The following is an 8,886-nucleotide window of genomic DNA, read 5'->3' as shown; positions in this document are numbered from 1 at the left end:
GATGCCCTGGCCCGTCACGGCAAGCCCGAGATCTTCAACACCGACCAAGGCTCGCAGTTTACCGGCGCGGCGTTCACCGGCGTGCTCACCGACAACGGCATCGCCATCAGTATGGACGGCCGGGGCGCCTGGCGGGACAACGTGTTCGTTGAGCGGCTGTGGCGCAGCGTCAAATACGAGGAGGTGTATCTGCGGGCCTACGACAGCGTCAGCGACGCTCGCGCCTCGATTGGCCGCTATCTGGACTTCTACAATTGCCGCCGTCCACATTCGAGCCTTGACGGCAGCACACCGGATCGAGCCTACTTCACCCCGCTGCCGCTCCGCACGGCAGCCTAACCCCGGCAGAGGCTCCACTTATCGACGCGGATATTCTGTTCAGACAACCGGGGCCAGCTCAATGTTTGCCGCTTCTTCGCTCATGGTGATCAACAAGATTGATCTGGCCCCGCTGCTTGAGTTCGATTTCGGCAAGACGATCGAATACGCTAGACGAGTCAATCCAAACATCGAGGTGCTTTTAGTTTCGGCTCGTACGGGCGAGGGTCTTGGCGCGCTATACGCCTGGATCGATAGACGCGCATGGCATCAAAGGCGCGCCGTAGAGGACATAAGGTGATGAGCGCCGCAACCACCTCCGACCGAACGCGGCTGCGCGTGCGCGTGACTGGGGCCGTGCAAGGGGTCGGCTTTCGTCCTTACGTCTATAGACTCGCCGTGCGCTACGGATTGGCCGGGTTTGTCATCAATGGCCCCGAGGGCGTTACGATCGAGGTCGAGGGCGACCGTGCGTCGGACTTTGTAGCAACGTTGCCGCTCGAGGCACCTCCATTGGCACGCATCGACCACAACTGCGTTCGGGAGACGGCGGCGCTCGAGGCGAAAGAATTTTCGATCGGCACGAGCGAAGCCGGCAAATTGTCAACCCAGATCGTCGTTGATGCTGCTGCCTGCCAGCAATGCCTCAGCGAGCTGTTCGATCCAGAAAGTCGGCGTTACCTTTACCCCTTCATCAGTTGCTGCCATTGCGGCCCACGGTACACCATCGCCGAACGGCTTCCGTACGACCGCCGGAACACCGTGATGCGGGCTTTTAGGCTGTGCGCCGCCTGCGCGGCCGAATATGCCGATCCGGCGAGCCGCAGGTTCCATGCGGAGGCGATCGCGTGTCCGACATGCGGGCCTCGGCTCAGCCATGGGATCAGCGCCATTGCCGCGGCAATCGCGGGGGGACAAATCGTGGCGATCAAGCGGCTCGGAGGATACCAGCTTCTTTGCGACGCGCGTAACCAGGATGCCGTGCAGCGCTTGCGCAGGAGAAAGCAGCGCCTTCAGAAGCCGTTCGCGGTTATGGTCGATTCCGTAGAGCGCGTCAGCGACATCGCGGAGGCGAACGCGCCCGAGCTTGCGCTGCTCGAATCCGTAGCACGTCCCATCGTCCTTCTGTCTTCGCGCAACAATTTGGCGCCCGCCATAGCTCCTGGCTTATCACGCGTGGGTGTCATGCTGCCTGTAGCGCCCCTGCATCACCTCATCTTTCATGCGCTTCGCTCGGCAGGAGCATGTGTGCGGACCGGCCCGGTCATCGTCGCCACCAGTGCGAACCTTTGCGGCGAACCGCTCCTGATCGACAACGCGCAGGCGCTGCGGCGGCTCAAGGCGATCTCCGACCTTATCGTGACTCATGATCGCGATATAGTGGCGCGTGCCGATGACTCCGTGGTGTCGGTGGTCGCTGGCCGGCCGCGATTCATTCGTCGTGCCCGTGGCTATGTTCCAGAACAGATCAGGCTTGCGAAAGTCGGTGCCGTCCGTGCTCGCCGTCGGAGGAGCACTGAAATCGACCGTCACCATCACGCGGGACAACCAAGCGTTCGTCTCCCAGCATATTGGCGATCTGGATACGGCCGAGGGCATCCGCGCGTTCGAGGAGACGATCCGACACCTTACATCGAGCCTTGATGTAGAGCCTGTCGCCATGGCCCATGATCTGCATCCTGATATGGCTTCTACCCGGTTTGCGGAAGCCAATGGCCGCGCGCTGGTCGCTGTCCAGCATCACCACGCACACGCTGCCGCAGTGATCGCCGAGCATGGTCATGCGGGACCTGCGCTTGCCCTGGTGCTGGATGGCCATGGCCTTGGCTTCGAGGGCGGTAACTGGGGTGGCGAGCTATTGTTGTGCGAAGGGGCGGGGTGCCAACGCATCGGGCACTTAGCACCCCTGCAAATGCCCGGTGGAGATCGTGCAGCCCGCGAGCCGTGGCGGATGCCCAGCGCAGTAATACACGGACTCGGTCGGGGTAACGAAATCGGGCTGCGCTTTGCGGCACAACGGCAGGCTGAATGTGTGTTGGCGTTGCTCGAACAGCCGGGCGGGGGCCACCACGACCAGTGCGGGCCGATTGTTCGACGCCGCAGCGGCGCTGCTAGGGACTGCGAGTTTGCAGAGCTATGAGGGCGAAGCGGCGATGAAGCTCGAGGCGCTGGTGTGGCGGACTGCGATTCTCGAAGCCGGCTGGACGATCGATGGTGGCGTGCTGTCGCTTCGCCCGCTGTTTGCGCGGTTGATTGCAGATGACATTGACGCGGTGGGCGGAGCCGGCCTGTTTCATGGCACTTTCGCCGCCGCCTGCGTTGACTGGGTCGCGCGGTCTGCGCGGACAACTGGCGTTAACACTTCGTTCTGAGCGGTGGCTGCTTCCTGAACGCGGCGCTGGCGGATGAAATCCCGCGCGGTTGCAGCGCTGCCGGCCTTACCCCGCTCGTGCCACGGCGGGTGCCGCCCAATGATGGCGGTTTGAGCCTTGGCCAGGCCTGGATTGCCGCTCTGCAGATAGCTCAACAGTCGTCCGCCAGGGGAGGATCAGCCTGACTATGTGTCTTTCGGTTCCGGCAAAGATTGCAAAAATTCTTCCCAACGACATGGCCATAGTGTCCATCGACGGCATCAGCCTGGAGATATCGATTGCTCTCGTCGACGAGCTCGAGGTCGGTGATTGCGTCCTTGTCCATGTGGGCTATGCGTTGGCCAAGATCGATCCGGTGGAAGCCGAGCGCACGCTGGAGCTGCTGCAGCAGCTAGGCAGCGCAGGGGAGCGCCGATCATGAAATATGCCCGAATTTCGCAACAAGGCCATCGCTCAAGGAATTGCGCGTGCGATTGGCGCCGAGGTTAGTTCGCAAAGGGCCTATCGGTTCATGGAGTTCTGCGGCGGGCACACTCATGCAATCTCCCGTTATGGACTGGAGGATCTGCTGCCCGCGAACCTCCGCATGATCCACGGACCCGGGTTGTCCGGTCTGCGTTCTGCCCGCCAGTCGAATCGATATGGCGATCCGGCTTGTCGACCGACCAGAGGTCACTCTGTGCGTGTACGGCGACCTGATGCGCGCGCCTGGGTCTCAAGGACAGTCCCTGTTGCGAGCTAAAGCGCTCGGCGCCGACATTCGGATGGTCTACTCGACGCTCGATGCTATCAGGCTCGCCGAACAGGCACCGAGCCGCGAGGTGGTCTTCTTTGCCATCGGATTTGAGACTACGACTCCGCCGACGGCGGTGATGATCCGAATTGCCGAGAAGAAGCGGCTGAAGGGCCTCAGCGTGTTCTGCAACCACGTGCTTACACCCTCTGCGATGCACAGCATTCTCGAGAACCCCAAAATCCGCGACACCGGCGGGGTTCCAATTAACGGCTTCATCGGGCCTGCACATGTCAGCACCATTATTGGTACGCAGCCTTACGAGCCCCTGGCAGAACAATTTGGCAAGCCGATCGTGATCGCGGATTTGAGCCGCTCGATGTGTTGCAGACTATCCTGATGCTGGTGCGACAGGTGAACGAAGATCGCTACCAGGTGGAGAACCAGTACAGTCGCGTGGTGACACGTGAAGGCAATCGGCGTGCCAAAGACGAGGTATCGCAGATATTCGAACTGCGTGCGCAGTTTGAATGGCGTGGGCTCGGACTCGTACCCAACAGCGGACTGAAGCTGAAACCGGCTTACGCGCAATTCGACGCTGAGACGCGTTTTGCGATCCACGACTTGCGTGTCGCAGACAATCCAGCCTGCGAGCTGCGCGATTCTGCGTGGCGCCAAGCGGCCAGTCGATTGTAAGCTGTTTGGAACCGTCTGTACGCCGGAAACTCCCATAGGGTCCTGCATGGTATCGTCGGAAGGCGCTTGCGCGGCGTATTGGACCTATGGCCGAGTTCGCGATGAACCGTTGAGGCGGACGTCATGAGTGTAAAGGGCTACAGCGCAAGCTCGACCTCGAGAACGGACGCGTTGATCTTTCCCACGGATCCGGAGGCCGTGCCATGGCACAGCTGATCTCCGGCCTTTTTCACCAAGCCTTTGGTAATGAATGGCTCGCCCGCTACAATGATCAGTCGGCGTTTGACGTTGCGGCAGGCAGAATGGTGATGACGACCGACGGCTATGTGGTCTCGCCGCTGTTCTTTCCCGGCGGCAATATCGGGTCACTGGCTGCGCACGGCACCATCAATGACGTCGCGATGTCCGGCGCGCGTCCTCTCTATCTGTCGACCAGTTTTATCATCGAGGAGGGCTTCCCGTTTTCTGATCTGAAGGTGATCGCGGATTCGATGGGCTCGGCAGCGCGCAGTGCCGGCGTTCACATCATTACCGGAGACACCAAGTTGTTGAGCGCGGCAAGGCGGATGGTCTGTTCATCTCTACAACCGGGATCGGGATTGTGGCCGATGGGCTCGATCTCTCCGCCGACAAGGCAAGAGTGGGGGACCGTGTGCTGGTGTCTGGGAGCCTCGGCGATCATGGGGTGGCGATCATGTCAAAACGTCAGAACCTCGCTTTTCAAACCGAGGTCGGCTCGGATTCCGCAGCGTTGCATAACCTCGTGGCGGTCATGGTTGCCGCCGGCAGTAGCGGCATCCGGGTGATGCGCGACCCCACGCGGGGTGGGCTTGCCGCGACCCTCAACGAGATTGCGCATCAATCCGAGCTCGGGTTCCGTCTGCACGAAGCATCCATTCCGGTGAAGCCGGCGGTTGCGGCTACCTGCGAACTCCTTGGACTGGATCCCATCCATGTCGCCAATGAGGCAAGCTCGTTGCGATCGTCGCACCTGATTTGGCTGATGCCGTGCTTGCAGCCATGAAGGCACACCCGCTCGGGTCCGATGCAGCTGATATTGGCGAAGCGGTGGCTGACAATCGGAAATTTGTGCAGATGGCGACCGGTTTCGGCGGTCGACGAATCGTCGACTGGTTGTGGGGCGAACAATTGCCTCGGATCTGTTGACACGCTGCGCATCGTCCAGCTTTTGGAAACCAAGTTTATGATCAATGGTCGTGAGCCATCACCCATCACCCATCACCCATCAGCTCTGGAAACCATCCCTTCTATGGGCAATCTGCCCACCGGCAGACTGCGAGTTTGCTCTTTGGGCGTGCTGAATATCGGTTGTTAGTTTTTCCACGAGCCGAGAACGCAATTCGAAACGATTCATGGCCATCGCGCAGTTTTTCGACGGTTGCTCAGCGAGCATGGTCACACGATCCGCTCGGCCCCCGTGGGTTTGAAATCCTGCGAACCTTCTCAAATATCGCTGAATTTCTGCGCCATTCTGACGGCTGCGTCGCAACATCGCCGCTCGCTTCCGATTAGAAAGGCGCTTCAGGCAGGAGTTTTCAAATGAAGGTCGGAGTCCCCAAGGAAATCAAGGTGCACGAATATCGCGTGGGCCTTACCCCGGGAGCTGTCCGCGAATACGTGGCAGCGGGCCACCGCGTGATGATCGAGACCAATGCCGGCGCTGGCATTGGTGCAACCGATGACGATTATCGCATTGTTGGCGGAACGATTCTAACTTCCGCAGCTGAGGTATTCGCATCGAGCGAGATGATCGTAAAGGTTAAGGAACCTCAGCCCTCCGAGTGGTGTCAGCTGCGGGAAAATCAGATCCTGTTCACTTATCTGCATCTGGCCCCCGACCCGGATCAGGCCAAGGGCCTCCTGAAGTCTGGATGCACTGCGATCGCCTACGAGACCGTAACTGATCCGCATGGTGGTCTTCCGTTGCTGGCGCCGATGAGCGAGGTCGCGGGTAGGCTTGCGATCGAAGCGGCGGGCAGCGCCCTGAAGCGGAGTGCAGGCGGACGAGGGCTGTTGATCGGTGGAGTGCCCGGTGTTCAGCCTGCTCGAATCGTGGTGATCGGAGGTGGCGTCGTTGGTACGCACGCGGCACGCATGGCGGTTGGTCTGGGCGCAGAGGTGACCATCATCGACCGTTCGATAGTCCGGCTCCGCGAGTTGGATGAGCTATTCGAAGGACGCGCTCGCACCAGGTTTTCGACTATCGATTCTGTGGAGGAAGAGGTATTTGCAGCGGATGTGGTGATTGGTGCGGTGCTCGTTCCAGGTGCGAGCGCGCCGAAGCTGGTCCGCCGGAGCATGCTGAGCTCGATGCGTAAGAGGGCGGTGCTCGTGGACGTCGCTATCGATCAGGGCGGCTGCTTTGAGACATCGCACCCAACCACTCACGCTGATCCTACTTACGAAGTGGATGGCATCATTCATTATTGCGTGGCCAATATGCCCGGGGCCGTGCCGCTGACCTCGAGCCAGGCACTGAATAACGCGACGCTGCCGTTTGGTTTGGCTCTGGCCAACAAGGGCTTTACCGCCGTGCTCGAAAATCCGCATTTGCGCGCAGGCCTCAACGTCCATCGGGGCCGGCTAACTTACGAAGCGGCGGCCGAAAGCCTCGGGCTGCCCTTCTCACCGATCGAACAGGCTGCGGCCTGATCCCAGAGGCCCTTATGGGCATTTCCTCCCTGACTTAGGCCACCCTCCTCCGGGGTGGCTTTTTTTTGGCTCCATCGATCTGCTGACCGGCGCCGGCATGCATTTCGAACGTGGAGCGAAGCGAAGGATCGCCAGACGAGCGCCTCGCTTTAGTCCCCGCACGATGCGAGACGATGTACTTTCGCCCATACAGCGCATATGAATGCCGGTTTTGCCAGGTAATCCGAGCCAATTGAAAATGCGTCCGTGGGCCCCGCGATCACCCGAGCGACTTTGTCTGGCTTGATCGCCGCCAATCTGACTGGCTATGGAGACGCCAACCGGGCCGGTGATGACTGCGCGGGTTATTTACCGTGGTGCTGTCGCCGGCGCCGCCGCTGTACCGGTGAGTGGAACCATCAAGAGGCGGCTCGGGGTCGACCCGACACACCGGCGGAGAACTTTTTGAAGTCGCGCGGCGCATCCATCATCGCCGCGGCGCGGCGGCCTTAGCAAGGATCGCAGATCGTTCCCTGAGTTTGGCGAACGCGGCTCACCTGATCGCTGACTGCCGTGAGATGGACCATGCGCAAACCACGGCATCGAGCTCAAGCTACTGTCATGCGCGTTGTAGGATTTGCGACACCGTGTCGAGGCGGCGACTTGCGTTATCAAAAATAGCTCAAACAAAATCGAGTTAAACTGTTTGGCACAAGACTTGAAAGCAAGAAACTGTCCGCAATTTTCGCTCATGGAATCGCAGTGATGGCCTACAAGATAATCGCATCCCAGTGCACTGTGTGCGGTGCATGTGAGTTCGAATGTCCCAATGCCGCGATCAGCCTGAAGAACGATATATACGTGATCAATCCGACCCAGTGTACCCAATGTGAGGGGCACTTTGACGCGCCGCAATGCGCCGTCGTTTGCCCGGTGCCAGATACCTGTGTGCCGGCATAGATGGAGTAGTCGATGAGGGGAGCTCCTGCGCGAAACATGATGAAGACGCTATCGACAGCGGCCGTCCGTCGGATTCGTCTTCTGTTTCTCTCACTCGCTGGCCCCGAGTTGCCGGCGACTTGCGCGATCCGCTTGGATCGATTGCGGCGGAGTCCCCGCCGGCGGGAGTTGTCGTTGCCCCAGTGGAGCGGGCAATGGTAGCTTTACAAGAGACAGTCGAGCGCGTCCGGCGCATCGACGTCGACCAGTATCGATATGGGTTTGAGACCCTGATCGAGTCCGACAAGGCCCCCAAGGGGCTGTCGGAAGAGACCGTCAAGTTTATCTCTGAGAAGAAGAACGAGCCCGCCTGGATGCTCCAGTGGCGGCTCGAGGCCTATCGGCGCTGGCTGGCCATGCAGGAGCCGACCTGGGCGCGCGTCGACTATCCCAAGATCGACTTCCAGGACCTCTATTACTATGCGGCGCCGAAGCCGAAGAAGACGGTCACCTCGCTCGACGAGATCGATCCGGAGATCCTGAAGACCTACGAGAAGCTCGGCATCCCCTTGCGGGAAGTCGCCATGCTCGAAGGCGTCGAGCCGAAGGTGGGCGAGGAAGATCCCGCCCGCCGCAAGATCGCGGTCGACGCGGTGTTCGATTCGGTCTCGGTGGCGACCACGTTCAAGGCGGAGCTGAAGAAGGCCGGTGTGATCTTCATGCCGATCTCGGAGGCGATCCGCGAGCATCCCGAGCTGGTGCAGAAGTATCTCGGCTCGGTGGTGCCGACCTCGGATAATTTCTACGCAACGCTGAACTCGGCGGTGTTTTCCGACGGCTCGTTCGTCTACGTGCCGCCCGGCGTGCGCTGCCCGATGGAGCTGTCGACCTATTTCCGTATCAACGAGCGCAATACCGGCCAGTTCGAGCGCACGCTGATCATCGCCGACAAGGGCTCCTACGTCTCCTATCTCGAGGGCTGCACCGCGCCGCAGCGCGACGAGAACCAGCTGCACGCCGCCGTGGTCGAGCTCATCGCTCATGACGATGCCGAGATCAAATATTCGACGGTGCAGAACTGGTATCCCGGCAATTCGGAAGGCAAGGGCGGCATCTACAATTTCGTCACCAAGCGTGGCGATTGCCGCGGCAACAATTCCAAGATCTCCTGGACCC

At 60.4% G+C, this 8,886-nt stretch carries 6 protein-coding genes and 3 pseudogenes; all 9 read left to right on the top strand.

Features of this window, described 5'->3' with window-relative positions; genetic code table 11:
- The coding region (locus E4K64_RS38680; RefSeq protein ID WP_135167588.1) for an integrase core domain-containing protein at positions 1-339 on the top strand (339 nt) is incomplete at its 5' end.
- Positions 340-400: 61 nt separating this feature from the next.
- The gene (locus E4K64_RS38675; protein ID WP_135167587.1) at positions 401-619 is read left to right on the top strand and encodes a P-loop NTPase family protein; all 219 of its coding nucleotides are present in this window, start codon (positions 401-403) and stop codon (positions 617-619) included.
- Positions 619-2,875: pseudogene (gene hypF, locus E4K64_RS38670) on the top strand (carbamoyltransferase HypF). Before E4K64_RS38675 ends, hypF begins: the two are co-directional and overlap by 1 nt.
- Positions 2,876-2,877: 2 nt before the next feature.
- The gene (locus E4K64_RS38665; RefSeq protein ID WP_126262190.1) at positions 2,878-3,111 is read left to right on the top strand and encodes a HypC/HybG/HupF family hydrogenase formation chaperone; all 234 of its coding nucleotides are present in this window, start codon (positions 2,878-2,880) and stop codon (positions 3,109-3,111) included.
- Positions 3,108-4,246: pseudogene (hypD, locus tag E4K64_RS38660) on the top strand (hydrogenase formation protein HypD). Before E4K64_RS38665 ends, hypD begins: the two are co-directional and overlap by 4 nt.
- 4 nt (positions 4,247-4,250) lie before the next feature.
- A pseudogene (hypE, locus tag E4K64_RS38655) lies at positions 4,251-5,286 on the top strand (hydrogenase expression/formation protein HypE); the annotation flags it as partial.
- 393 nt (positions 5,287-5,679) lie between these two features.
- Complete coding sequence (gene ald / locus E4K64_RS38650; protein WP_126262191.1) at positions 5,680-6,792, top strand: alanine dehydrogenase; 1,113 nt, start codon at positions 5,680-5,682, stop codon at positions 6,790-6,792.
- Positions 6,793-7,536: 744 nt separating this feature from the next.
- Positions 7,537-7,731: a 4Fe-4S binding protein gene (locus E4K64_RS38645; protein ID WP_035730311.1), complete on the top strand. Its 195-nt coding sequence runs from the start codon at positions 7,537-7,539 to the stop codon at positions 7,729-7,731.
- A 194-nt stretch (positions 7,732-7,925) separates the two neighbouring features.
- A partial coding sequence (sufB, locus tag E4K64_RS38640; protein ID WP_135167586.1) for a Fe-S cluster assembly protein SufB occupies positions 7,926-8,886 on the top strand: 961 nt, incomplete at its 3' end.

The sequence above is a fragment of the Bradyrhizobium frederickii genome (genome assembly GCF_004570865.1).
Taxonomy (GTDB): Bacteria; Pseudomonadota; Alphaproteobacteria; order Rhizobiales; family Xanthobacteraceae; genus Bradyrhizobium; species Bradyrhizobium frederickii.
Note: the sequence above shows the minus strand (reverse complement) of the source record. Positions and strands in the feature narration are given on the sequence as shown.

Coding starts and splice junctions, on each gene's coding strand:
- E4K64_RS38675 (WP_135167587.1), top strand. CDS start 401: ATGTTTGCCGCTTCTTCGCTCATGGTGATCAACAAGATTGATCTGGCC.
- E4K64_RS38665 (WP_126262190.1), top strand. CDS start 2,878: ATGTGTCTTTCGGTTCCGGCAAAGATTGCAAAAATTCTTCCCAACGAC.
- ald (WP_126262191.1), top strand. CDS start 5,680: ATGAAGGTCGGAGTCCCCAAGGAAATCAAGGTGCACGAATATCGCGTG.
- E4K64_RS38645 (WP_035730311.1), top strand. CDS start 7,537: ATGGCCTACAAGATAATCGCATCCCAGTGCACTGTGTGCGGTGCATGT.